General features: G+C 34.8%; 20 protein-coding genes. 1 reads left to right on the top strand and 19 read right to left on the bottom strand.

The annotated features are described in order from the left end of the window. Positions 1–129 precede the first annotated feature (129 nt). On the top strand, positions 130–1,125 hold the full coding sequence (locus AC4BB2_RS06310; RefSeq protein WP_490474579.1) for a LacI family DNA-binding transcriptional regulator: 996 nt from the start codon (positions 130–132) through the stop codon (positions 1,123–1,125). Between the two features lie 27 nt (positions 1,126–1,152). Here the strand turns inward: AC4BB2_RS06310 and AC4BB2_RS06305 are convergent, their stop codons facing one another. The 19 genes from AC4BB2_RS06305 to pyrH form a co-directional block, all read right to left on the bottom strand. Next, entirely contained in the window at positions 1,153–2,412 is a 1,260-nt protein-coding gene (locus tag AC4BB2_RS06305; protein WP_490474578.1) for an ABC transporter permease, read from the bottom strand. Next, positions 2,405–3,304, bottom strand: coding sequence for an ABC transporter ATP-binding protein (locus AC4BB2_RS06300; RefSeq protein WP_490474577.1), 900 nt, complete (start codon positions 3,302–3,304; stop codon positions 2,405–2,407). Before AC4BB2_RS06300 ends, AC4BB2_RS06305 begins: the two co-directional genes overlap by 8 nt. Before the next feature lie 341 nt (positions 3,305–3,645). Then, complete coding sequence (gene uvrC / locus AC4BB2_RS06295; protein ID WP_490474576.1) at positions 3,646–5,442, bottom strand: excinuclease ABC subunit UvrC; 1,797 nt, start codon at positions 5,440–5,442, stop codon at positions 3,646–3,648. A gap of 100 nt (positions 5,443–5,542) precedes the next feature. Continuing rightward, positions 5,543–5,857 (bottom strand): thioredoxin, encoded by a 315-nt coding sequence (gene trxA, locus AC4BB2_RS06290; protein WP_490474575.1) that lies wholly within the window; start codon positions 5,855–5,857, stop codon positions 5,543–5,545. Positions 5,858–5,947: 90 nt separating this feature from the next. Further along, positions 5,948–8,314: an endonuclease MutS2 gene (locus tag AC4BB2_RS06285; protein WP_490474574.1), complete on the bottom strand. Its 2,367-nt coding sequence runs from the start codon at positions 8,312–8,314 to the stop codon at positions 5,948–5,950. Positions 8,315–8,409: 95 nt separating this feature from the next. Further along, entirely contained in the window at positions 8,410–8,958 is a 549-nt protein-coding gene (locus AC4BB2_RS06280) for a CvpA family protein (RefSeq protein WP_490474573.1), read from the bottom strand. 17 nt (positions 8,959–8,975) lie between these two features. Next, complete coding sequence (gene zapA / locus AC4BB2_RS06275) at positions 8,976–9,419, bottom strand: cell division protein ZapA (RefSeq protein ID WP_490474572.1); 444 nt, start codon at positions 9,417–9,419, stop codon at positions 8,976–8,978. A gap of 313 nt (positions 9,420–9,732) precedes the next feature. Beyond that, positions 9,733–9,990 carry a hypothetical protein gene (locus AC4BB2_RS06270; protein WP_490474571.1) on the bottom strand — a complete coding sequence of 86 codons (258 nt, stop codon included), beginning with the start codon at positions 9,988–9,990 and terminating at the stop codon, positions 9,733–9,735. 503 nt (positions 9,991–10,493) lie between these two features. Continuing rightward, positions 10,494–14,846 (bottom strand): PolC-type DNA polymerase III, encoded by a 4,353-nt coding sequence (locus AC4BB2_RS06265; protein WP_490474570.1) that lies wholly within the window; start codon positions 14,844–14,846, stop codon positions 10,494–10,496. A 479-nt stretch (positions 14,847–15,325) separates the two neighbouring features. Further along, positions 15,326–17,038, bottom strand: a complete 1,713-nt coding sequence (locus tag AC4BB2_RS06260) for a proline--tRNA ligase (protein WP_490474569.1) — start codon at positions 17,036–17,038, stop codon at positions 15,326–15,328. Positions 17,039–17,110: 72 nt separating this feature from the next. Further along, positions 17,111–18,379, bottom strand: coding sequence for an RIP metalloprotease RseP (gene rseP / locus AC4BB2_RS06255; protein ID WP_490474568.1), 1,269 nt, complete (start codon positions 18,377–18,379; stop codon positions 17,111–17,113). Continuing rightward, positions 18,376–19,536, bottom strand: a complete 1,161-nt coding sequence (locus AC4BB2_RS06250) for a 1-deoxy-D-xylulose-5-phosphate reductoisomerase (protein WP_490474567.1) — start codon at positions 19,534–19,536, stop codon at positions 18,376–18,378. Before AC4BB2_RS06250 ends, rseP begins: the two co-directional genes overlap by 4 nt. A 58-nt stretch (positions 19,537–19,594) precedes the next feature. Continuing rightward, the gene (locus AC4BB2_RS06245) at positions 19,595–20,395 is read right to left on the bottom strand and encodes a phosphatidate cytidylyltransferase (protein WP_490474566.1); all 801 of its coding nucleotides are present in this window, start codon (positions 20,393–20,395) and stop codon (positions 19,595–19,597) included. Continuing rightward, positions 20,392–21,195: an undecaprenyl pyrophosphate synthase gene (uppS, locus tag AC4BB2_RS06240; protein ID WP_490474565.1), complete on the bottom strand. Its 804-nt coding sequence runs from the start codon at positions 21,193–21,195 to the stop codon at positions 20,392–20,394. The genes AC4BB2_RS06245 and uppS overlap by 4 nt, the downstream gene beginning before the upstream one ends. A 238-nt stretch (positions 21,196–21,433) precedes the next feature. Next, a complete protein-coding gene (locus AC4BB2_RS06235) occupies positions 21,434–23,035 on the bottom strand; it encodes a PASTA domain-containing protein (protein WP_490474564.1) in 1,602 nt (533 codons plus the stop codon). After that, entirely contained in the window at positions 23,028–23,702 is a 675-nt protein-coding gene (locus AC4BB2_RS06230) for an ABC transporter ATP-binding protein (RefSeq protein WP_490474563.1), read from the bottom strand. Before AC4BB2_RS06230 ends, AC4BB2_RS06235 begins: the two co-directional genes overlap by 8 nt. Before the next feature lie 12 nt (positions 23,703–23,714). After that, complete coding sequence (locus tag AC4BB2_RS06225; RefSeq protein ID WP_490474562.1) at positions 23,715–25,181, bottom strand: ABC transporter permease; 1,467 nt, start codon at positions 25,179–25,181, stop codon at positions 23,715–23,717. A 221-nt stretch (positions 25,182–25,402) separates the two neighbouring features. Continuing rightward, on the bottom strand, positions 25,403–25,960 hold the full coding sequence (gene frr / locus AC4BB2_RS06220; RefSeq protein ID WP_490474561.1) for a ribosome recycling factor: 558 nt from the start codon (positions 25,958–25,960) through the stop codon (positions 25,403–25,405). Positions 25,961–25,964: 4 nt separating this feature from the next. After that, positions 25,965–26,687, bottom strand: coding sequence for a UMP kinase (gene pyrH, locus AC4BB2_RS06215; RefSeq protein ID WP_069633475.1), 723 nt, complete (start codon positions 26,685–26,687; stop codon positions 25,965–25,967). Positions 26,688–26,735: the final 48 nt, after the last annotated feature.

Below are 26,735 nucleotides of genomic sequence, written 5' to 3'. Positions count from 1 at the left end.
CCCATGTCAAGCTCTTTTTTTAATAATTTTGTGTTATACTAAAAAATGTACAGAATCTAACTTAAAGACTAACTAAATGTATAAAAAACCATTTTTGTAGTTTTTAATTCTATGAAAAAAGGAGTAAAAATGACAACGATTATTGATGTAGCAAAACAGGCCCAAGTATCAAAATCTACTGTTTCTAGAGTGATTTCAGGAAATGGTTACGTTAGTCAAGAAAGTCGTAAAAAGGTTCTCGAAGCAATGGAAACTTTAGCGTATTCTCCTAACTTAATTGCTCGTAATTTACAAAGTGGAGAAACAAAGACCATCGGCTTTCTTGCACAAGGTTTTATCGATCCTTTAGGAATTTTTCTTGAAAGCTTTATTTCTATCGCTAAGCGTTATAATTATTATGTAACATTGTATTTTACTGATGGAGACAAGAAAAAAGAAATTGACGCCTTAAATCAGATGAAATACAAACAACTAGATGGTGTTTTTATTTTAACTAGAGCAAATAGATGGGAAGTTATTGAACCTTATAGTATTTATGGTCCCATCTCAACTTGGCATAGGATTGATTCTGAGCGAATCTATTCTTCATATATCGATCATTACTCAGGTTACTTACGCTCATTAAATTATCTTTTTCAGCGAGGTTATCGCTCTATTGGTCATGTTTTAGGTAATTCTGAAAATCTAAATACTAAAGCTAGATTACGTGCTATTAATGATTTTCACAAAGAAAAAAACATTTCAAGCAAAGAAGAATGGCTTTTCCACGATAATGCAAGATTAGACAATGGCCGCAATATCGCTCGACTTTGGCATGATATGGCCAATAAAACTGATGCAATGGCCTTTTATACAGACTCAGTTGCGGCTGGATTTATTTCTGAACTTCAATCATTGGGTTACTCAATTCCAGAGGATGTAGCTGTAATTGGATTTGATAATAGTGAAATCAGTCGATTGATGCATATCACAACTGTAGATTATTCTATTAAACAACAAGCTGAGAATTCTTTTATTTATATTTATAATCAATTGAATACAGAAGTTCTTGCCCAACAGGAAATGAGTGTTCAATTGATTGAACGAAATACTGTTCCTATCAGAGAACATGAAAAAAAGCAGTGAAGTTTTTCTTCATTGCTTTTTTTGTAATTATTTTTTTCGTTCATTCTTTAATATTGAAATGGATTGTTTTAATGATTTCCACACGCCGCCTTCGCTGTAAACTAAGACATTTGATTTATATAGTTTCGCTGAAAATAGTGTTAATAGCAAACCGAAAACAATTAGAATTCCAACAGAAATAGCTGCCCCAGCAGTACTTACTGTCTCACTTGCTAATCGAATTGGCATAATGAAGGATGAAATCAATGGAATATAAGATGACACTTTAATCACAATATTCTGCGGATCGTTTGCTCCTAAAAAAATTCCGATAAAATATCCAATCATCGCAATGTAGATAATTGGCTGAACAGCTTTTGCCGTATCTTCTGGTTTTGATACCAATGACCCACATAAAGCTGCTAGTACTGAATAAACTAATACCCCTAACACAAAAAATAGTAACGTGAAAAATAGGAAACTTCCAAATAAATTTGCAGATGACAACCCAGATATGAAACTTTTCACTATATCTAAATTCTTCAATTGCGTATAACCTATTCCGATTGCTCCTGCATAAATTACGATTTGAGTAAGTGCCACTAAAATGACTCCAGTCAATTTCCCGTAAAAATGTGTTTGAGCTTTTGTACTTGATAAAATGACTTCCATAATCCGAGTTCCTTTTTCAGAGGCAATCTCTTGAGCAATAATCGATGCATAAGTGATAATTATCACCCAAAGAATGATAGTTACCACAAGTGATACAACTGATTGAATTGCTGTATTGTCTTGTCCTGTCGTCATTTTTCCATTCTCATCAAAACTTACTTTCGTTTTTTTAAAATTTGCTGTTTGACTTAAGCTGGTCAGTTGATCAGGAGTTAACTTCAATTTTGCGGCATTCAGTGAAGATTGTAAGCTATTAAGCATTTGACTCAACATCAGTTCAGTTGTCGTACCTAGAGATGATTCAGCGTATAATTTTCCTTGAATTTGTTCCGTTTCTGTATCTAAGATAAGAAAAGCTTCAATGTCTTTGTCTTTTAATTGCTTCTCTGCTTCTTTTTGAGACTTGACTACTTTAAATGTATAGTCATCTGTTTTTGATTTGGCTAATTCTTCTGCTACTTTGGGATTATCTGAAACAAGACCAACTGTTGTCTCTTCTGACAAACCTCCGGCTATTGAACCAGCAATATAAATGATTCCCAAAACTAGGAACGGGACAATTATCATGATGAGAAAAGAAACAGATTTTACATTTTTTTTATATACGTCACTTGCTATAATCCAAAACTTACTCATTTGGTTCACCTGCTTTCATCTTGAATATTTCTTCTAAGCTCGGTGGTTGCTGATTGAACATTGGGATATAACCATACTGAGTTGCACGAGCAAAAATTTCTTGCCCCGCCTTTGGATCAGTTAATGTCGCTTCAACAACACCATCTCCACGCTTGATAGCTGTTTTTACCCCATCAATGGATAAGATATCTTCAGGATTTAACGGTGATTCTAAAAATACTTTCGTACGTCCAAAACTCTCACGAATTTCGTGAACTTTACCATTTAGCACCATCTTTCCATTTTTTAACATGACTAGATGATCACAAATTTTTTCAACATTATCCATATTATGACTGGAAAAAATGACACACGAGCCCTTTTCTTTTAGAGCGAGTATTCCATCTTTTAAAAGCTCCGCATTCACTGGATCTAATCCACTAAACGGTTCATCCAAGATAACTAGTTTAGGTTCGTGAATGAGTGTTGCGATTAACTGAACTTTTTGCTGGTTTCCTTTAGATAATGATTTTACTTTATCTGTTTTTTTACCTTTAACTTTAAATTTTTCCATCCATTCATCAATCTTAGGTTCGATTTCTTTTTTTGTCTTGCCTCTTAGCTCAGCAAAATAAATCAATTGCTCTTGAACCGATACTTTTGGATATAATCCACGTTCCTCAGGTAGATAACCAATATCATTGTAGTCTTTTCCACTTAATTGATGACCATTCCAAAGTACAGTTCCACTATCTTGTGTTAAAAAATCTAAAATTAAACGGAATGTTGTTGTTTTACCAGCACCATTTTGACCAATCAACCCAAGTATTTTACCATCTGGTATTTTAAAAGAGATATTATCTACAGCTGTATAATCACCAAATGTTTTAACCAAACCATTTACTTCTAACATTTCCCATCCTCCTGTATTCAAATTAAAAATCTGTGCACTAATCTTTAACAAATTTTACCATGTATTAGTATTAAAAAAAATCATTCAAGATTCTACTAGAATTTCCTAACTACACTACCCGAAATTTCTAAAGATTCAGATAATTCATCTTCCAAAACTAACGCTATCTTCTAATCAATGTTTCTAGTCCTGCTTTTTACTGAGACATAATAATATGATATCGTTTGTTATTAGTGGAGTCAAACCTTTTCTTCTTCATATGAGCATTTTACTTGACATGGATAAAAAAATCCCACAATCAATTCTTTGACAATGGGATCTTTCAACTTAATGTTCAAATATTAAGAATCTTGTTTTGAGTCTATTTCCTTATGAAGATGATCGTACACATTTTTTGCCACATTTTTCGGTAATCCAGAAGCATTTAGCTCCTCTACCGATGCAGCTGTAATATTTTTTAACGATTTAAATTGTTTTAATAACTCTTTCTTACGCTTTGGACCTAAACCATCTATCTCATCTAATTGAGAAGAAAAGCTGTTTTTACTTCTTAATTGTCGGTGAAAAGTAATCGCAAATCGATGGACTTCATCTTGAATCCGCTGTAATAAAAAGAATTCTTGTGAGTTTCTTTCTAAAGGAACGATTTCTAAATTAGAACCAAAAAGAAGCTCACTTGTTTTGTGTTTATCATTTTTTGCTAGTCCAGCAATTGGAATATCTAACCCTAGTTGATTGTCTAAAACCTCTTTAGCAGCATCCACTTGCCCTTTCCCACCATCAATGACAATCAAATCAGGAAATGGTAAATTTTCTTTTAGGACTCGTGAGTAGCGGCGATAAATAACTTCCCGCATTGATGCATAATCATCAGGACCTTTTACCGTTTTTATTTTGTATTTTCGGTATTCTTTTTTGTCTGGGCGTCCGTCTATGAAAACAACCATCGCTGAAACCGGATCGGTTCCCATGATGTTTGAGTTATCAAATGCCTCAATTCTCACTGGAGATGGAATGTTCATGGCATTCCCTAATTTTTCTACCGCTCCAATGGTTCGTTCTTGCTTACGTACAATTAAATCAAATTTTTCTTGCAGGGCAACTATTGCATTTTTCCCAGCTAATTTGACTAATTTCTTTTTCTCACCTCTTTGAGGCTGCAAAACTTTTGTTGCTAACATAGCTTCTACACTGGCAATATCGATGTTATCAGGAATCAATACTTCTTTTGGAATAAAGTGTTCATTTTCTTGATAAAATTGTCCAATAAATGTTAAAAAGTCTTCTTCTTCTTCATTATAAAAAGGAAAAATAGAGACATCTCGCTCTATCAGTTTTCCTTGACGAACGAAAAATACTTGAACGCACATCCAACCTTTATCTACCGCATAACCAAAAACATCACGGTCAACTAAATCAGCATTGGTCATTTTTTGGCGAGTCATGACTGTTTCAATTGCTTTGATTTGATCCCGATATTCAGCTGCTTTTTCAAACTCCATATTTTCTGCAGCTATATCCATTTTTTTCTGTAATTCTTCTTGTATTACTGGATGTCCACCATTTAAGAAGCGTTTGATTTCACCAACCATCTCTGTATAGGTTGATTTTGGAATATCAAACACACAAGGAGCCAAGCATTGTCCCATATGGTAATATAAGCAAACTTCCTTAGGTAAAACTCGACACTTTCTTAATGGGAAAAGGCGGTCAAGCAAGCGTTTTGTCTCATTGGCTGCACCAACGTCTGGGTAAGGCCCAAAATATAATGCTTTATCTTTAGACACTTTTCGAGTAATCAACAGGCGGGGATAATCCTCATTTGTAATTTTGATAAACGGATAACTTTTATCATCTTTCAACATGACATTGTACTTAGGATCATTTTTATGAATCAAATTTATTTCCAAAAGCAATGCTTCAATATTTGATTCAGTCACAATATATTCAAAATCTTCAATTTCACTGACAAGACGCTCTGTTTTTGTGTCGTGGCTGCCAGTAAAATAAGAACGTACGCGATTTTTTAAAACTTTAGCTTTCCCAACGTAAATGATTGTACCATTTTTGTCTTTCATTAAGTAACAACCTGGTTGGTCAGGAAGCAATGCTAATTTATTTTTGATTCTATCGTTCATAATACTTCCTTTCTTTTCTTGATAAATTTTATTATACCATTTTCTCTAAAGTTAGACATAAAAAATAGGATGAAGAATATCTCCATCCTAAAATTTTATTCTACAGATGTTTGTCGATTAATGCACGTAGTTGTTCTTTTGAATGAACACCAACTGCTTTTTCTACAACTTCTCCATCTTTTTTCAAAAGTAAAGTTGGAATACTCATGATTCCAAATGATGCAGGCGTTTCTGGATTTTCATCTACATCCATTTTTGTGATTTTTACTTCACTCTCATCATATTCTTCGCTTAATTGTTCTAAAATCGGTCCTTGCATACGACAAGGGCCACACCAAGTTGCCCAAAAATCGATCAAGACAAGACCGCTATCTGTTTCAGTTGAAAATTCTTTATCAGTAATTACTTGTGTCATATTAAAGACCTCCTACTCTTTCATTTCTAAACTGATTATATCACTCGTTTAATTATTCGACTAGTTTTCTGCTTACCTTTAGTAAGCAGACTATTTAAATTTAACAATCGTTGCTCCATTACCGCCTTGATTCCCTGGTGCAAACTCAAAACTGCTAACGCTTCTATGATTCTTCAAATAATCTGTAATCCCGGTACGTAATGCTCCGGTTCCCTTACCATGAACGATCGTTACTTGAGGATATCCAGCTAAAATAGCCGCATCTAGATATTGATCAACTTCGGCTAACGCCTCTTCGTAACGTTGGCCTCGTAAATCTAATTGATTTGCTACATGGCTGCTTTCGCTTGAACGGACAGCTGTAACTCTTTGTTTCGGCTCTTTCTCTGGAGCAACTGGTGTCATATCACTTTCGTCAACAGCCATTTTTAAGATGCCTAGTTGAACTTGCCATTCATGATTTCCTGACTTACGAATCAATGTCCCTCGTTGCCCGTAAGTATTCACGATCACTTCATCACCTATTTTTAATTTCTTTTGTTCTTTCGCTTTTTTCAGAACTTTATTTTTTTCCAACTTTGCTTCCTCTTGGTGCAGTTGGGAAAGTTTAGATTTTGCATCAATCAATTGATGTTCTTTTATGCCGCCTTGATTACCGTTGTTAAGCTGCATTTTGCGAATATCAGAAATAATCCCGCTAGCTTCTTCTTCTGCTTGAGAAACTAGATCATTGGCTTTTTTACGCGCCTTAACCATTTCTTTCTCACGTTCATCAAAAAAGTAACTATACGCTTCTTTTAACTCATTGTACAATCGTTGGGATTCGTCTACATAATGACGTACTTCTAAGTATTCAGTTTCCGCCATCTTACGACGATTTTCTAAATCAGCGATCATTTCATTTAAATCTTGGCTTTCACCGTCCATAATGTGTTTTGCTTCATTAATGATTGTAGTATCTAAACCCAAACGTTTTGAAATCTCAAAAGCGTTACTTCGGCCAGGAACCCCTATTAATAATCGATAGGTTGGACTTAAGGTATCTACATCAAACTCCATACTCGCATTGATGGTACCAGCTCGATTATACCCATAGACTTTTAACTCTGGGTAATGCGTTGTAGCCATTACATAAGCACTTTTACTTCCTAAGGCATCCAAAATTGAGATAGCTAGCGCTGCCCCTTCTTGAGGATCCGTCCCAGCACCTAATTCATCGAACAACACTAAACTGTGACTATCAACTTTTTTTAGTACATCAACGATATTTGTCATATGAGAAGAAAACGTACTGAGGCTTTGCTCAATTGATTGTTCATCTCCGATATCCGCAAAGACTTCATCAAAAATACCCATTTTACTTTCTTCACCAACAGGCAGCGGTAACCCAGATTGCCCCATTAATTGAAGTAATCCTAAGGTTTTCAATGTAATGGTTTTACCACCTGTATTGGGTCCCGTAATAACAACCGCTTGATAATCTTCCCCAATCGTAATATCATTTGGAACAGCTTTTTCTTGATCTAATAACGGATGTCTTGCTTGCTTGAAATAGATATGGTTCTCTTCGCTTATTTCAGGAACCACGGCGTTCAGTTCTTTACCAAATCTAGCTTTCGCATTCACAAAATCCAATTTCCCTATCACATATGCATTGTGCATAATGTCGTTTCTATGAGGAACTAGTTCAGCGGATAACTCTGATAAAATCCGTTCAATTTCATTACGTTCAGAAATTTGATGCTGGCGTAAGCGGTTATTCAGATCAACAATTTGTTTTGGCTCAACAAATAAGGTTTGTCCTGATGCACTTTGGTCATGGATAACACCGCCAAACACACTTTTATACTCTTGTTTAACTGGAATAACATAGCGTTCATTTCTCATTGTTACAATTGCGTCACTTAGGTATTTTGCATTTTTCCCTCTAACGATGCCATCTAATTGTTCTCGGATTGTCTGTTCACTTCTACGAATATTATTTCTGATGATTTTTAATTCTGGTGATGCTTCATCAGTTACTCGTCCGTCTTCATCGATTGACTCTTTCAGACGTCGATTCAATTCAGGTAAAACAATCAATTGATCCATCCAAGAATAGAGTCTCAACAATTCAATTTCGCTGTCTTGTAAATCACTAAAAAAGCGAATAATTTCAGAAGTCGTTGACAGCACTCGCCCCACTTGTGCTAATTCAATCCCATTTAAATCCGCACCAATTTCGATTCGTTTCATATGGGGACGAATATTCTCTACTTTAGGAATCGGGATTCCTCCACGTAAACGCTGAACTTTTAATCCATCCTCTGTTTCTTCCAACCATGCATGAATTTTAGCTGCATCGTTTACAGGAACTAAATGTTCAACTTCCTCTAGCCCTTGGGCTGTCACAATATACTGAGACACCAGCAATTTAACCTTGTCAAAACCTAATGTCATTAAAATTCGTGTATTCATTTTTCACCTTCTGTTCTTGTAATACTTAAGATAAGTCGTTTCTATAATATAATTTAGCATTATTTGAATATCCACTCGTCAATAGCGTTGATATTTTATTTTATCATCTGTTCAATCCACATATGGTAGACTTGTTTTGAAAAAATCGGTGTGTCTTTTACAATAAAACGAGCGAACCCGCTATTTTTAAATTGGTTTTGAACAGCATCAACTGGTAGCATCGATAGCATACTCAACACCAAAAATACACCAATATAAATAACCAGTACGCTTATTATGCCTCCTGCTAACCAATTAGCTTGTTTTAAAACTGGTACAAAAGTCAATCCATGGGCAAAAATGGCTAAAAATCGTACAACTAGCCAACCGGCTACTAAAATAAGTAAAAAAGCCACTGCTCCATAAAATGCCTGATCCAAATCTAGTGTCAATTCTTGGTTGAAAAAAACTAATTTAGTATCCGCTGTTGGTGAAGGATATGGGATGTACAATTCCAAATGAGAGGCCAAGCTCTTATAAAACGTTTTTGCTACTAAATAAGAGCATAGATAACCGAATGTATATATAATTTGCAGAACCAATCCGCGTTTAGCTCCTGTATAAAATCCAATGGCTAATAGTAGTAAAATGAGTAATGTTAACATCCTGTCATCCTCTCAAATTATTGATCTTGAGTACTTTTGTTTTGAATCTGTTGTTTACGATTTTCATTTAAAATTTGTTGCGCTTCCATATGATTATGGATTTCAACGTCTTCTTGACCATTGTTTTTTAACACAACTCTTGCTTCTTCTTCAATGGCTTCAATTCGCTTGATACGATTTTCTAACTCAGCTAATCTAATCGTCCGTTTCTTTAACTCAGCCACTTCTTTTTCTAAATTAAGAACTTTCTCTTGTTTCTTCAACTGATCAGAAATTGCATTGATCGCTAACAAAATAGATGCTTGCTCATTATTCGTTTGTGGTGAGATATGTTTAATTTCTGCTAATTGTTCATTGACTAATTTCGTCACTAAATCCATATGTTGTTTGCTTTCTTGTCCGATGATCGTATACGTATGATCGGCAATCACAGCTTTATATCTTGATTTTTCTTTAACCATAATCGTGTTCCCTCCTGTAGTGATCCATTACATGCTATTGTACCATGAAAGTCATCATTATGTGTTCTCAAATAAACCCTTTCTTATTATATGCTACTAAAAAGAAAAGTTAAAGGTTTAGTGTTATTATTAAAACTTTTATTACCTTTTTTTCTAACAATACTTGTTATTAGACACTTACTGCTATTCTTTATTTCAAAAAAATCGATCTAAACCTAATGTTATCAATTTAATATGATAAACTATTAGGCTTAGATAGACTTTTTATTTAAGAGTGTAAACGAGTTCACACAATTTTTAATTTTTTATTGAACTACGGTCCAACACTTAATAAAAGCTCTACTTCCGTTTGATAGGACAGATCTTTTTTGATTGCGCTTGGCGGTACACTTAAATAAAATCCATTTAACCCCTTCCACTGGATGATATTACTACTTTCAGGGGTTTCTTTCATATAAATATTTTTCACTTCTTGATTTAAATAAATTATATTCCCATTATCCTTTATCTTTATTTCAGCTCCGTTAAGTTCTTTCGTTGTCTCTCCAACCTTCGCTTGAAAAGGATGCATAACGCGTGCTTGAATTTCCCATGAAGTTTTCCTTAAACGATTATCTAAGATATTTAGTTTCCAATCTGGATTTGTTTGCTGTATTTCTTGTTGACGGGAGCTAATTGTTGGTGTTCCAAATAGTTAGATTGCGGTAACCAAACCTCTTCAGCTTCAACAATAGCTGAAAACATTGTATTTACATAAACTATGAGGCTTAAAAACATTAATATATAAATAGAAAAAAACCTTTTTTTCACTAAATTAAAATCTCCTAACTATTAACTCATTGTATTAATATTGTTATAACAAATAAGTATTGCTTTTGACCTCTCCAATCATGAATCTATTAGTGAGCAAAATACAATGATATTTCATAATATATATAAAGCTAAGATTTAATTAGTATATTTTAACGGAATCTATTCATCAAGAAAAGGAAATACCACAAAAATTATCAAGATAATTTTTGTGGTATTTCCTTTATTATTTTAGAGCTAAATATCTAAACTTTACTCTATTTTTTATAACATATCAAACAATGATAATTGATTTTCATCCGGCAAATCTTTCAAAACGCCATTTTCAGTCATATACTCAATCAATGTTTTAGATACTTTTCCTCGACTCGCAAGATCTTCCTTAGATAAGAAAGGTTGCTCTCTTGCTTCAACAATTGATTTCGCCACATTAAGACCTAAGCTAGGTACAGCTCTAAACGGCGCAATCAATGTATCTCCATCAATCACAAAATTTTCAGCATCCGATTTATATAAATCAATCATACCGAATTTAAAACCGCGCTCGATCATTTCATTGGCAAGTTCTAAAACTGTTAATAAATTTTTTTCTTTTGTAGAGGCTTCCAGCCCTTTATCTTGAATCTCTTTCATTCGAGCCTTTACTGCTTCTTTTCCTTGTGACATTGCAACTAAATCAAAATCGTCTGCACGTACGGAGAAATAAGCACAGTAGTAAAGGATTGGAAAATACACTTTAAAGTAAGCCACGCGAAGCGCCATCAGAACATATGCTGCTGCATGGGCTTTTGGAAACATATATTTGATCTTTGAACAAGAATCAATATACCAATCAGGTACATTATTTTCTTTCATCGCAGTTAAATATTCTTCCCTTAACTCATCAGGAATTTTGTTCCATAACCCTTTACGAACAGTTTCCATAATCTTGAACGCCATTCCGCTGTCTAATCCTGAGTGAATTAAATAAACCATGATATCATCACGACAGCCAATTACTTCTGCCAATGTTGCTTCGCCTCTACGAATCAACTCTTCAGCATTCCCTAACCAAACATCGGTACCATGTGAAAGTCCAGATATTTGCAGTAACTCTGCAAAGGTTGACGGATGTGTTTCTTCAAGCATCCCTCGTACAAAACGAGTCCCAAACTCTGGAATCCCTAATGTACCAGTTTTAGAATAAATTTGTTCTGGCGTCACACCTAATACCTCAGGTCCGGCAAAAATCCGCATCATCTCAGCATCATCTGTCGGAATCGTTTTAGGATCGATTCCTGATAAATCCTGCAACATCCGAATAACCGTAGGATCATCATGTCCTAAGATATCGAGTTTCAAAATATTGTCATGAATCGAGTGGAAATCAAAGTGAGTTGTTTTCCATTCAGAATTTTGATCATCTGCAGGATATTGAATCGGCGTAAAATCATACACATCCATATAATCTGGAATAACAATAATTCCTCCAGGATGCTGTCCAGTTGTCCGCTTCACCCCTGTAGAACCTTTAGCTAAACGATCTACTTCGGCTCCTCTAAAATGTAGATTATGATCTCGTTCATAACCTTTTACAAATCCATAAGCGGTTTTATCGGCAACAGTACCGATCGTTCCAGCACGATAAACGTATTCTTCACCAAACAAAACTTTCGTATAGTTATGCGCTTCCGCCTGATAATCACCAGAGAAGTTCAAATCGATATCGGGTACTTTATCTCCATGGAATCCTAAAAAGGTTTCAAATGGAATATCATGACCATCCTTAAATAAACGCTGACCACAATTAGGACAATTTTTCTCCGGCATGTCAAATCCTGAACCATAAGATCCATCTTCGAAAAACTCAGAGTGTTTACAATTGACACAATGATAATGGGGCGCTAAAGGATTCACTTCTGTGATACCAGTCATCGTCGCTACAAAACTTGAACCTACAGAGCCACGGGAACCAACTAAGTACCCATCTTCCATACTTTTGTGCACTAGTTTTTGTGAAATCAAATAAATAACTGAAAATCCATTTCCGATAATACTATCCAATTCTTTTTTCAAGCGCTTCTCAACAATATCAGGTAAGGGATCTCCATATAACTCTTTGGCACGATTGTAACTTAAATTTCTTATTTCATCTTCAGAACCTGGAATTTTTGGTGTATATAAATCATCCTTAACAGGTGTAATTTCATCACACATATCTGCAATTGCATTAGGATTTTCTACAACCAAACGATGCGCCGTTTCTTCGCCTAAAAATTGAAAGGCTGTCAACATTTCGTCGGTTGTTCTAAAATGAACTTCTGGTAAACTATGACGATTCAACGGATTTGCACCACCCATAGAACCAACTAAAATCTTACGATAAATACTATCTTCTTCATTCAGGTAATGAACATTTCCCGTCGCAACGACCGGTTTATCTAATTCATCACCAATTTTAACTAAGTTAGTGATGATTTCTTCTAAATCAGCTTCACTTTTTACTAATTCCTGTTCAAGTAACGGTGCATAAACAGCCTTTGGCATTACTTCGATATAATCGTAAAACTTCGCTCGATTTTTTGCTTCTTCCACACCTTTTTGCATCATCGCCTCAAATATCTCACCGTTAGAACAAGCTGATCCAATGATCAGCCCTTCTCGCAATTTGTTTAATTGAGAGCGGGGAATTCGAGGAATTCTGAAAAAGTAATTGACATTAGACATTGAAATCAGCTTAAATAGATTTTTTAAACCTGCTTGAGTCGTTGCTAATATCGTTGCATGAAACGGTCTGGCACGTTTATAAGAATCTCCTTCTCCAATATGCATATTCAATTCGTCATGATAATTCATATTGTGATTTTCTTTGGCATCTTTTAAAAAGATCCAGCATAAATGACCCGTGGATTCAGAATCGTAAATTGCTCGGTGATGTTGTTCTAGATTCACACCGAATTTTTTAGATAATGTATTTAATCGGTGGCTTTTGAATGTCGGATGTAAATAACGAGATAACTCTAGTGTATCGATAACTGGATTTTCTGCTTCTGGAATATCGTATTTGCCATAACTGGTATTTAAGAATCCCATATCAAATGATGCATTGTGGGCTACTAAAATAGTGTCTTCAGAAAACTCTCTAAATAAACGAAGAACCTCTTCTTCTGATTTTGAGCCTCGTACCATTTCATCTGTAATTCCAGTTAAATTGATTGTTGTTTGAGACAACGGGTGACCTGGATCAATAAATTGTTCAAATGTATCAATTATATTGCCTTTATGCATTTTGACAGCTGCCAACTCAATAATCGTATCATAGACAGCAGATAATCCAGTTGTTTCCACGTCAAATACTACATAAGTCGCTTCACTTAATTCAATGTGCGCTTCATTATAAGCAATAGGTACACCATCATCAACAACATTAGCTTCTAAACCATACAAAATTTTCACGCCAGCTTTTTTTCCTGCACTATGAGCATCAGGAAATCCTTGAGCTCCTCCATGATCAGTGATGGCAATTGCCTTATGTCCCCATTTACCTGCTTGAGCAACATAATCAGCTACATTGTTTGTTGCGTCCATTGTACTCATATTACTGTGTAGGTGAAGTTCCACTCGTTTGTCACCTTCTGGCGCATAATCTTTCCGCGGTGCATGTTTGACTTCCATCAAATCTTGACAGTTCATTACCAAATCACGCATAAATGTATCTTCTTGTATACTTCCACGAACTCGAATCCAACTATGTTTTTGAATCGCATCAAATACTTGTTCATCTTTTTCGCCGTTTGAAAATTTCTTAACGATAAATGATGAGGTGTAGTCGGTGATCTTTAAAATCAAAATTTTACGTTTAGAGCGTAATTCACGTACTTCTACATCAAAAACAAATCCTTCGATGGTCACTCGACGCTCTTCTTCTAAAATATTGCCCATAGGTATGATCGGTTCGTCATTTGGTAAGTTTCTTCCTAGACGAATGGGGCCTTCAAGGGCAGGCCCTTGTTGCTGTTGTTGTTTTTTCTTTTGTTCATGCTTAACAAGTGATTCTGCCGCTTGTTGCTGGAAAGCTGCATCTTGTTCTTGTTTGCGTTCTTCAAAAAGCGCTAACACGCGTTTTGCTTGTTGTTCATCCATTTTAGGTTCGATATGAAATTTTTGAAACCCATAATTAATATAAAGCTCTTCAATAATTGGTAAATATTGTTGTTTTAAATAAGGAATAACGGCTTCATTATCAACAGGTAAGATTATTTTTTTGTCTTCAATAATTGGTGTTTGCGTTTTTATCACGCGTTGAACTAGCGGTGTATCACATTGACTATTTAATAAGGCTAATTGCCAGTAGTCCGTTAATTGCTCTTCAGTAAATTCATTTTTGTCTGCTGAAATTTTTACAGATACACCAGCAATTTGCTGAAAAGAAAGTTCTAATTGCTGCATGAATGATTGATAAAGCATGACAGGTAAAATCTCTGTGAACCCTAAATGAAATTCCCATAAGCGGCTTTGTTGATGAACGACTACTTTGTTGATTCTCCCCTGTTGAATTAGAGGATGCTGACGTTCTTGGTCACTTAACTGAATCTGATCAATCAACTTTGCGAATAACTCCTGTGCCTTTTCTGCCACTAAATGAACCTCCTTGTTTTAAAAGCTGAACAGGCTCGTTCTGCCTTGTCTAAAAAATAGGAAAACATGAGAGTGACGATTTTTGTCACAATCAGGTTTTATCTTTTTTTCAAAAGGCTAGCCTGAGAAGCTAGATAATGTTACAGCTGAACAGGCTCGTTCTGTCTTGTCTAAAAAATAGGGAAAACATGAAGATGACGATTTTTGTCACGATCAAGTTTTATCTTTTTTTCGGAAAGCTAGCCTGTAAAGTATATTGAAAATCCAATAACTTTTTAATTGGATAATTTGATAAGAAAGAGGCCCTTAGACATTCCTGCCAAGTGCCTCGCCATATTTAAGTATACTATTTTTTTTACTGAAATACAACGTAAATCAAAATACGTTTTCTTTATTTACTTTACTTTTACCAATATGAAAACTAAAAGAAAATGTTTGCGAAATCTAATTATGGAAAGATTTCGCAAACATTTTTAATACTATTCTTTATCTGCATTAAGTAAAATAGACAACGTGCTTTCAAGTTCTTCTTTACGAACTTCAACCATTTCACCTGTTCTTTTGATTTTAACTTCTACAACCCCATCAACTGCTTTTTTACCAACAGTGATACGGATTGGACAACCAATCAAATCAGCATCAGCAAATTTCACACCTGCGCGTTCATTACGTTCATCGACTAAGACTTCGTAGCCAGAAGCTGACATCATCTCTTCAACTTCTTGAGCTAATTTTGTCTGATACTCGTCTTTTACGTTCATTTGAACAACATGTAAATCAAATGGAGAAATACCAGCTGGCCAATTAATACCATTCTCGTCAGTATTTTGTTCAACAATCGCTGAAAGTAAACGGCTGACTCCAATACCGTAACATCCCATGATTACATGTTTTTCTCTACCATTTTCGTCTAAAACTGTAGCACCCATAGATTCACTATAACGAGTACCAAGTTTAAAGATATGACCAATTTCAATTCCTTTAGTAAATTCTAAAACACCATTTCCATCAGGAGAAGGGTCACCCTCTTGAACAAAACGTAAATCTTCATAACTGATAGGTGTAAAATCACGTCCTGGATTAACGTTACTTAGGTGGAAACCAGTTTCATTAGCACCTGCAATTGCATTAGCTAAATCTTGGACATGAAGATCCGCATATAATTTTACTTCTTCAGATAATTCAACTGGACCAACAGAACCAAAATCAGCACCTAAATATTTACGTGCATCTTCATCGGTTGCTTCATCTAAGAAATTCACGCCTAAGAAGTTTTTCAACTTCACGTCATTTACTTCATGGTCTCCACGTATCAAAACTAATACAGGTTCTTCATCAGCCATAAATAATACTGATTTAATGATACGTTGTGGTTCCACGTTGAAGAATGCAGAAACTTGTTCAATAGATGTAACATCTGGTGTTGCAATTTTTTCTATATCTAATTGCGTTTCATGTGATTTTTTTGGTGTATATAAACTTGTTGCCATTTCTAAGTTAGCTGCATAATCGCCTTCTGTTGAGAAACAAATTGTATCTTCACCAATATCAGAAATCGCCATAAATTCTTTAGAGTCTTTTCCGCCCATTGCACCACCATCGCCAATGATTGCACGAAAGTTCAAGCCGCAACGTTCAAATATAGCTGAGTATGCTTTTTCATAATCACGATATGATTGGTCAAGACTTTCTTCATCAGCATGGAATGAATAGCCATCTTTCATAATGAATTCCCGTCCTCTTAACAAACCAAAACGTGGACGTTTTTCATCACGGTATTTTGTTTGAATTTGATACAAATTCAACGGTAAACGTTTATATGAATTTATCTCATCACGAATCAATTCTGTAAAGGTCTCTTCGTGTGTTGGACCAAGAATGTAATCACGCTCATTACGATCTTTTAAGCGATAAAGGTTCGGTCCATATGTTTCATAACGACCGGATTCTTTCCATAGTTCGGCTGGAAGTAATGTTGGCATCAGCATTTCAACCGCGTCAATTTTCTCGAATTCTTCACGCATGATGTTTTTCAATTTCTCAATCACCCGATTAGCCAATGGTAAATATGAGTATATTCCAGCTGAGACTTGACGAATATAACCTGCTCTCAGTAACATTTGGTGACTTAAGACTTCAGCGTCATTAGGTACCTCACGTAAAGTAGGGATTAGCATTTTTGATTGTTTCATTAGAACTCTCCTTTGTTTAAACGAATATGTTGAATCTCCTCAAGTGATTCGTCATAAAATCTGATTATTTAATTAAAAGAAAAAACGTTGAATATCATTCCAAGTTACCAACACCATCAATAACATGATAAACCCAAAACCAATGAGTGTCAGTATTCCTTCTTTTTCTTGACTTAAAGGTTTCCCTCTAACTCCTTCGAAAATATTTAATACAAGTTTACCACCATCTAAAGCTGGAATCGGTAATAAATTAATAATTCCCAGGTTGACTGACAACATAGCCATTAACCAAATCACTGTGTTTAAGCCTGCTTTAGATGCTTCTGAAGACATTTGGAACATCATTACTGGACCACCCAATTTATCTAAACTAAATCCAGTAACTAGTGATTTAAGTGCTTTGAAAATTTGCATAGAACTATCTAATGTTGTTTGAACACCGCCAATTAATTTATCCGAAAAGCCTGTTTTCTTCGGTGGTAAAATTCCAATTACACCAATTTCTTTTTTACCTGATTTTTGACTTTTGGGAGTGATATCAACTTCTCTAGTTTTCCCTTGTGATTCAACCATTAGATTTAATTCTTTGTCGGGGCTTTCTTGAATGATTTTTGTAAAATCTTCCCAATTAGCAACTGACTGTCCATCGATTGATACGATTTTATCATCCGCTTTTAAACTAGCTTTTTCAGCTGGGCTATCTGCTTGCACCCCGCCGATTAAGTTCGTATTAGTATATGTAACTCCGCCTTGCATGAAGACATATACAGTAAATAATACAAACGCTAGAATAAAGTTATTCATCGGACCTGCGAAATTTGTCAACATACGCTGCCAAAGTTTCGCTGATTGAAATTGCACATCAATCGGTGCAATCCTAACTTCAGTGCCGTCTTGTTCAATGATTGTTGCATCATGGTTCACTTTATAAGTGATTTCTTCTAACTCGTTCCCATTAACATAACCTTTTATAAATAAGTCTTTTTCTAAGTCAGCTTCCAACATTTCCATTGGAATACTATTAGTCAATTGAACTTTCTTACTCGTATTGATTTTCACGACTTCTTCTTGTTCATTTAATTCAACAGAAAGAGTCATTCCTGGGGCCAGCTCTGTTTCATCTTCTCCCATACCAGCCATGCGAACATAGCCGCCAATCGGTAAAATACGAATGGTATAGGTTGTACCGTCTTTCCCTTGATGAGCAAATATCTTTGGTCCCATACCTATCGCAAATTCACGTACTAAAATACCCGAACGTTTTGCGAAGAAAAAATGTCCAAATTCATGTACTAAGACAAGAATCCCAAAGACAATAATAAATGTAATGATAGTTTTCATAAACGACCTTCTTCCTTAATCCATCTTTCTACGATAGTTCTTGTTTTTTTATCGATTTCAATCACTTGTGCTAAAGTGACTTCAGTAGTTTCAGTGTAGTTCTCCACTGCTCTTTGAACAAATTGCTCGATTTGCAGATAGGAGATTTGTTCATTAATGAATGCTGTCGCTGCAATTTCGTTGGCCGCATTATAAACCGTTGGATATGCCCCACCTTTTTTTCCAACAGTAAAAGCGAGTGCCAACATTGGAAAGCGGTCAAAATCCATCTCTTCAAAATTTAATTGAGCAATTTGAGTTAAATCAAATGTTTTTTCATTTTTAATGGGTAAACGAGTTGGGTGTGTTAACGCGTATTGGATCGGTTCCCGCATATCACTTGCTCCCAATTGAGCTAAATAAGCGCCATCGTTTAAGACAATCATTGAATGAACAATACTTTCTTTATGTAAAACAACTTTTATTTTATCATAATCTGTACCAAATAACCAATGGGCTTCTATAACTTCTAACCCTTTGTTCATCATTGTTGAAGAATCTATGGTGATTTTTTTACCCATTGACCAGTTTGGATGTTTCAAAGCTTGCTCTAGAGTCACAGATTTCAGCTCTTCACGACTTAAATCTCTAAAACTTCCGCCAGAAGCCGTAATTACTAATTCTTTCAAATTCTCTTTCTTTTGACCTTCTAAACATTGAAATATGGCTGAGTGCTCACTATCTACAGGTAAGATAGTGACATTCTTTTTTAACGCCGCTTCCATTACCCACTGCCCTGCCATTACCAGCGTTTCCTTATTGGCTAAAGCGATATCCTTACCAGCTTCAATCGCAGCCATCGTTGGATTCAAACCAACACTTCCTGTAACAGCAGTCAAAACAACATCCACATCATCAAGGGTTGCCGCTTTTATCAGACCTAACTCTCCTACACCAAAAGCAGTATTTGGAAAGCGCTGAGATAACTCTGCTTCTATTTCTTTTGAACCAACTCCCACATATTGAGGGTTTAATTTCTTGATTAATGCTGCACCTTCTTCAACACTGGAATGAAATGTTAACGAAACGATTTGAAATAACTCAGGATAAGAAGTAACTACATCCACTGTACTTGTACCTATCGAACCTGTTGCTCCTAATAATGCGATTTTTTTCATATTAAAAAGAAAAACCCTGAACATTCAGAGTTTTTCACCTTCCCTTCTTGTTTAGAAATTAAAATAGTCCGAATAAATGCATAATTGGAAAAACAAAAAGTAAGCTGTCAAAACGATCTAATATACCACCATGTCCAGGTAATATATTTCCAGAGTCTTTTACATCATAATGGCGTTTAATAGAGGACTCAACTAAGTCACCAAATTGTCCTACCATTGAAAAGACTACAGTTATAATCAACATAATTGGTAAATTATAAGCAAACAATTCTTTATTAGGTGTTAACGTCAAGAATAACAGTGATACAACTACTGCACAAAGAACGCCTCCTAATGAACCTTCAATTGTTTTATTGGGTGAAACTTCTGGCCAGAGTTTTCTTTTTCCAAAGCGTTTTCCTATAAAATAAGCGCCGATATCTGTTGACCATACAACAAATAATGCATAAAGTAAAACAACAAATCCGGTATGTCTTGCACTTACAAAATTTTGGAAACCAACACCGACATATAAACTTGTGATAACCGGAAATCCTGCTTGAGAGATCGTATACATATTCTTTGAAGCAACTAATCCACCTAAAAGAATCATTACTGTCAGATAAAATAAAATAAAATTATCCGCTTTTTCTGGTAAAAAGAAAAACCAACGTTCTTTTGGCAATACTAAAAATACTGCCCCTAAAGCTGAAAGTACCCCTTCAAAACTAGCTATTTCTAAGCCCTTCATTCGAAATAGTTCATAAACACCTACAACAGCAAGTAACGCTGCGGCTAATTCGATGACAAAACCTCCATACCAAATAATCGGTATAAAAACAACTAATGCTACGGCTGCTGTAATAACACGCTGTCTCATTTATCTTCCTCCTCAGTTTCTTTTAAACCACCAAAACGACGATTTCTATTTTGAAATGATGCTAAAGCACTTTCTAATAGCTCGTCATTAAAATCAGGCCACAATGCATCTGTAAAAAATAATTCGCTGTATGCAATCTGCCAAAGTAAAAAGTTACTTATTCTCTCTTCACCGCTTGTACGAATCAATAATTCAGGATCTCTTAACTCTTCAGATAAAAAGCTTGTCATTAAATGATCCGCAATTGTCTCTTCCGTGATATCTTCTGGTAAAAGTTGCTTATCTGCAGTTTTTTCAGCAATTTCCTTCACAGCTGTAATGATTTCAGCTCTTGATCCATAGTTTAAAGCAAAATTCAAAACCATACCAGTATTATTTTTTGTTTGTTCTATTGCACGTTCTACTGCATCTTGTGTATGAGTTGGTAAAAATTCTTTATAGCCCATAACATGTACTTTTACATTTTCTTTGATTAATTCCGGTACAAAGGTATCGAAAAAATCAACCGGCAACTGCATCAAAAAGCTCACTTCATCATTTGGGCGCTTCCAATTTTCAGTAGAAAAGGCATATAGGGTCAGGACTTTTACTCCTAATTTGTTTGCATGTTTAGTGATTTTTTTTACTGTATTCATGCCTTCTTTATGACCAGCAATTCTTGGCAAGCGGCGATTTTGTGCCCACCGTCCATTCCCATCCATAATTACTGCTACATGTTTAGGGATCGGTCCTTCACTATTGAAAATGAAAGTACTCTCTTTTTGTACGTATTTATTTTTTTGTGGAAAAAAACGTAACATATTTTTCCCTCCAATCCAAAATCTATCTAAACCATTATAACAATATCTTTCAGAAAAACCTATGCAAATGAAAAATTTTTCGATATTACTTAATAATTAAATGGCTGATTGTACGTGTTTCAAACTAAATCAATCACTTTTGCTTATTCTCCTCCTCTCAATTGTTGGAGGTAAACAAAAAAGTGAGGATGAGACAAAACAAAAAACAGTTTTGCTACATCCTCATCTAAAATTTATATTAGTTATCTACATATTCTGTTTTTTCAGAAGCTTTATTATCTTCGGGCTTCAAATTCCCTTTGCTTATTCCAATTTGAACAACATAGTCAATTGGTACAAACTCATTATATTTGCTCATTTTTACAACGGTTCCTTTGGTTACCGTTGAATCAACATAATAAACTTGATAAGTGATATTTGCCCCTTTTGATTGATATTCATCATAAAAAATCTTTTGGAGATCACCTTCTAGTGTACTATCCTTCAAATCTTTAATATAGGGTTTACCAAATGAATAAACAACTTGAATTATAGGTTTTTGATCTTTTTCAGTATATTTTTTTCCTGTCTCTACAGATTGACTAATAAAGCGACCATAGGGAACAGAGTCATTAAATACTTGCTTAACTTGCACTTGTAGACCATTCGCTTTAGATTCTGCTTCTTCTACTGTAAATTGTGAAAAATCTGGTACTATTGAAGCTACCCCAGTTGAAACCGTAATTGTCATAGATTCTTTTTTGGCAACTTTCATGTCTTTTGCAACACTTTGCGATATAACTTTACCATTTTCAACTTTATCAGAATCTGCTTCATCCGCTTTTAATGTAATTTCATTTTTCTTAGCCCATTCGGTTACTTCTTCTTTAGACTTGCCGACAAAATCAAGCATTGAAATATCTTTTTCAAATACTTCTTTTCCTTTTGAAAAATAGACCTTAGCTTTATCTTTACGTTTGTAGTTTTCAGATTTGACATCTTTATTTGTTATTTCAAATTTTAAATAGTCTCCAGCGGCTACTTTGTCGCTATATTCTTCAATAATCGCTATATTATCAGCCTTTTGTTCGTTGATCCAACTTTTCGCCTCATTGAGCTTCATTGGTTTAAAATCTGGTAATGCAACAAGTTCTTCTGGATCTGGACCTAAACTAGCATCCACAAGTAATTCATTATTTTTTTTAATTTTTTTGTTTTTTACTTCTTGATGGATGATTATATTTGCCTCTTTATCAAAATCATATTTCTGTTCTATTTGCAATTTCACACCATTTTCAGACGACCATTGGCGAACCTCTGATAATTCTTTACCTTCAAAATCCGGTACTTTAACATGTGTCATTTGATAGTAACCAAAGCATAGTAAAAACACTGCTGCTAAGCTTCCTAAACCAATTAAAACAAGTTTTCTGATTCGCTTCTTTTTATAGGTAGTGTCAGTTTCAAACATCTCTTCTGGATTTTTTTGTTGATTCATTGGTATTTCTACTGTTTTAGCTGTTTTGACAGGTTCTTTTTTTTGTACATACTTTTTCTTTTTCGATCGTTTTTTTGTGTAAATCAGCTCTTCTTGATTCTCTGGTTCACTAATGAACTCAGATTTTTCTTTGTTCATTAATAAAGGCTCTTGGTTGTTGACTTGACTATTTTGAGAAGCAAAGGATGCTTCTGGCTTTTTTTCCTCATTTTTAATATTTTTATTGTCCTTATTTATTGAAAAAGTTCCAGATCTGGTTTTCTTTTTTTCTTTTGCTTGACTCTGCTTTTCTTTTTGCTCATTCTTTTGCTGGCGGGTTTTCTCGTAGTTATCTCCGCTAAAATTTGATAGAAAATCACTCATACTTTTTTAACACACCTTTTTTCAGGTAATAGGTTTCATCCGATTGTTCTGCGATATCGTTCGAATGAGTCACCACAATCACACATTTATTATGAACTTTGGCAAGATTTTGAAAAATATCGACAATCTCTTGTTCCATTCCTTCATCTAGATTTCCAGTCGGCTCATCTGCAAGGATGACATCTACATTCGTGGCTAGCGCACGAGCAATAGCTACACGCTGTTGCTCACCACCAGAAAGCTGATTCACGAGACGATCGGCTTTTTCGCTTGTGATGCCAATATAATCTAAAAGATTGTATGCTACTTCTTTTTGATTAGAAGGTAATTCATTATCTGTAATTGACATTGCGACTAAGACATTTTCTAAAGCTGTTAAATAAGGAACTAAATTGTAGCTCTGAAAAATAATGCTGATTTCGTCTCGTCGATACTTTTCATAGCCAATTGTCTTAATATCTTTTCCATTCAACAAAATTTGGCCTTCTTTAGGGGTGTCCAATGCACTGATTAACGAAAGAAATGTTGTCTTTCCAGAACCAGATTGTCCTAGAATTGTATAAAACTTACCTTGTTCAAAAGAAACAGTTGTATCTTTTAAAATAAAACGACGTTGATCGCCATCTTGATAAAAATAACTAAGATTTTTTGTTTCTAAAATAGCCATTCTTCTAACCTCCTACATCATGATTTTTTTGGGATTCAAACGAACAATATATAGTAATGGTAAAATCGCTGACAACAATACTGTGCCTAGCCCTACAACTAGATAAGTCATGATATAGCCTAATGAAAACTTCACTTCATAAGCATTCTTAATATCATCTGTTGTAATCTCCATAGAATCTAATACACCAAATCCAAATGTATTCATCGAATCACTTGAACTACTTAACATATCACTATTCAATAAAGACTCTGAAACCATCTTTCCTAAGAAGTTCCCCGTAATCAAAGAAATGATCAAAGCAATACCGCTGATAATCAACATTTCAATAATAATTTGTCCCATAATATGGCTACGTTTATCGCCTAGAGATAAATAGATACCTAATTCATGTTTACGATCACGCATAAATAATAAAACGACCAGAGAAATAATTAGAAGTGTAGCTATAACTGCAATTAATACTACATAGCCTGAGATTTGAGACATTTTTTTCATACTTCCACCAATTTTTTCATATTGATCTGTTGAAGCTTTTACTACATATAGATTCGGTATAAGAGGTTTCGTTTCTTGTCTAAATGCTTCTACATCATCTGGACTTTTTAAAACATATATAGGTGTATAATATTCACCACCATTATCTTCTGACTCTTGCTCTAAAGAATCTTTCGAGGCTGCTTTTCTGCTCTGCTCCAAATGATCTTTAGTAATTTCTAGAACTGTTTTATTTGGTAGATAAACGGTGTTTATTTGTTGTAATGAAATAAATTGTTGGTTCATATTTTCTTCTGCTGTTTTTTTACTCTCTTTGTCTTTCATTTCAACTGTTGTTGGTTCAAAGATTCCGATAATTTGGATAGGAACATCTATCTTGAATAGTTCTTTCTTGCTACCATCTTCATTAAAGTCATTCCCTCGTATGTCCATAACCATTTGGTCTCCAACAGACAACCCATTTTCTTCTGCCACTTTTGAAGAAATCAGCCCAACATTTTTCCCATTGTCCATGTCTTCTTGAGTGAAGACTTTACCCTCTACTAATTTAATTTTACTTTCTTCAACATCTAATATTTTAGGATAATTTGAGCCTTTTAGAGAGAATCCTTCCATTCCAATTCCTTCTTCTGCTTCAGATTTAACGCTTTTTAAATTCTTCGTATCAACCCAACTACTTGCATTATAATCGTAATATTTCACGTAAGGTGATTCGCCAATTTTTTTTATTAAATCCGTACTAAGCTGCTCAATATTGCTGTCTTCTTTCATTATTTCTTCTTGATTATTTTCATAATCTAATTCAATTGTTGCCATACCACCTAATTGTTTTTTGATACTTTTTTCAACGTTCTGAGTAGATTGCTGAATCGCAATTGATCCTGCTATGACATTTCCCAATACAAAAATCACTGCAAATAAAATCAGCGACTTCCCTTTTTTTCTAGTTACACTGCATAGTGCACGTTTGATAAAATTCACTTTTTCATCTCCCCCTCAAAAAATTATAGCTAATATTATTATTCCATAACACTTGATGTTTAACAAGCTAATTTTTAATACACTTATCTAATATAGATACATTTAATAAAAAATCATTTTTAAATTAAAAATTATAATCATTTTAAATAACAATTTTTTTCAATATAATAAAAAAATCCCATCCAAATTACTTGGACAGGATTTTTTTATAACTACTCTGATTAAACTTCTAAAAGCTCTTTTTCTTTTTCTGCTGTGATTGCATCAATATTTTTCACACTATCATCAGTCAATTTCTGAGCTTCTTTTTCTAAGTTACGTAACTCATCTTCTGTGATTTCGTTATTTTTTTGCTGTTTTTTCAAGTCATCCATAGCATCACGACGAATGTTACGAACAGCAATTTTAGCATTTTCAGCTGATTTTTTTACGTCTTTCGCTAATTCTTTACGACGTTCTTCTGTCAATTGCGGTATCACTAAACGGATTACAGTCCCATCATTTGTTGGGCTGATTCCGATATCGCTTGCTTGAATTGCTTTTTCAATATCTTCAAGTGAGTTCTTGTCAAAAGGCGTAATCATCAATACTCGAGCTTCTGGAATATTAATTCCAGCCAGTTGATTCACAGGAGTCATTGCACCATAGTAATCAACTTGAATACGGTCTAACAGACTTGCGTTAGCACGACCTGCACGAATTTGACCAAGTTCACGTTGTAAACTTTGTTCTGCTTTACTCATTTTTTCTTTTGCGGTTGCTAATACATTTCCACTCATTTATTTATTTCCCCCTTACGGTTGTTCCAATATTTTCACCCAGACAAGCACGGCGAATATTACCAGTTTCATTCAAATTGAAAACCACTAACGGAATATCATTATCCATACTTAGTGAGCTTGCTGTTGAATCCATTACTTGTAATCCTTTTGAAATCACGTCTAAGTGTGTTAATTCTTCAAATTTGACTGCATTTGCATCTAGTTTAGGATCTGCAGAATATACGCCGTCAACGTTGTTTTTAGCCATTAAAATCACATCTGCATCGATTTCAGCTGCACGTAATGCAGCTGTTGTATCAGTTGAGAAGTATGGATTTCCTGTTCCTCCTGCAAAGATGACAATGCGTCCTTTTTCTAAATGACGTTCCGCGCGACGTCGGATATATGGTTCTGCGATTTGACGCATCTCGATAGAAGTCTGAACCCGTGTTGGAACTCCTAAGTTTTCTAATGTATCTTGTAATGCCAAAGCATTCATTACAGTAGCCAACATGCCCATATAATCAGCTTGAGCACGTTCCATGCCCATTTGAGCACCAATTTGTCCACGCCAGATATTTCCACCACCAACAACGATTGCCATTTCGATTCCTAATTCATGTACTTCTTTAATTTCTTTTACAATCTCTTTAATTGTTGGAGGTTTAATTCCAAACCCGTCTTCTCCGGCCAAAGCTTCTCCACTTAACTTTAATACAACACGTTGATATTTAGGTTTTACCATTTTTTATTTCCCTCCACCGTTTGTCTAAGAACATTTTAACATACTCTA

The organism is Enterococcus sp. AAFC-DPL-5146 (assembly GCF_058216635.1).
This window is presented reverse-complemented; position numbering and strand designations above follow the sequence as displayed.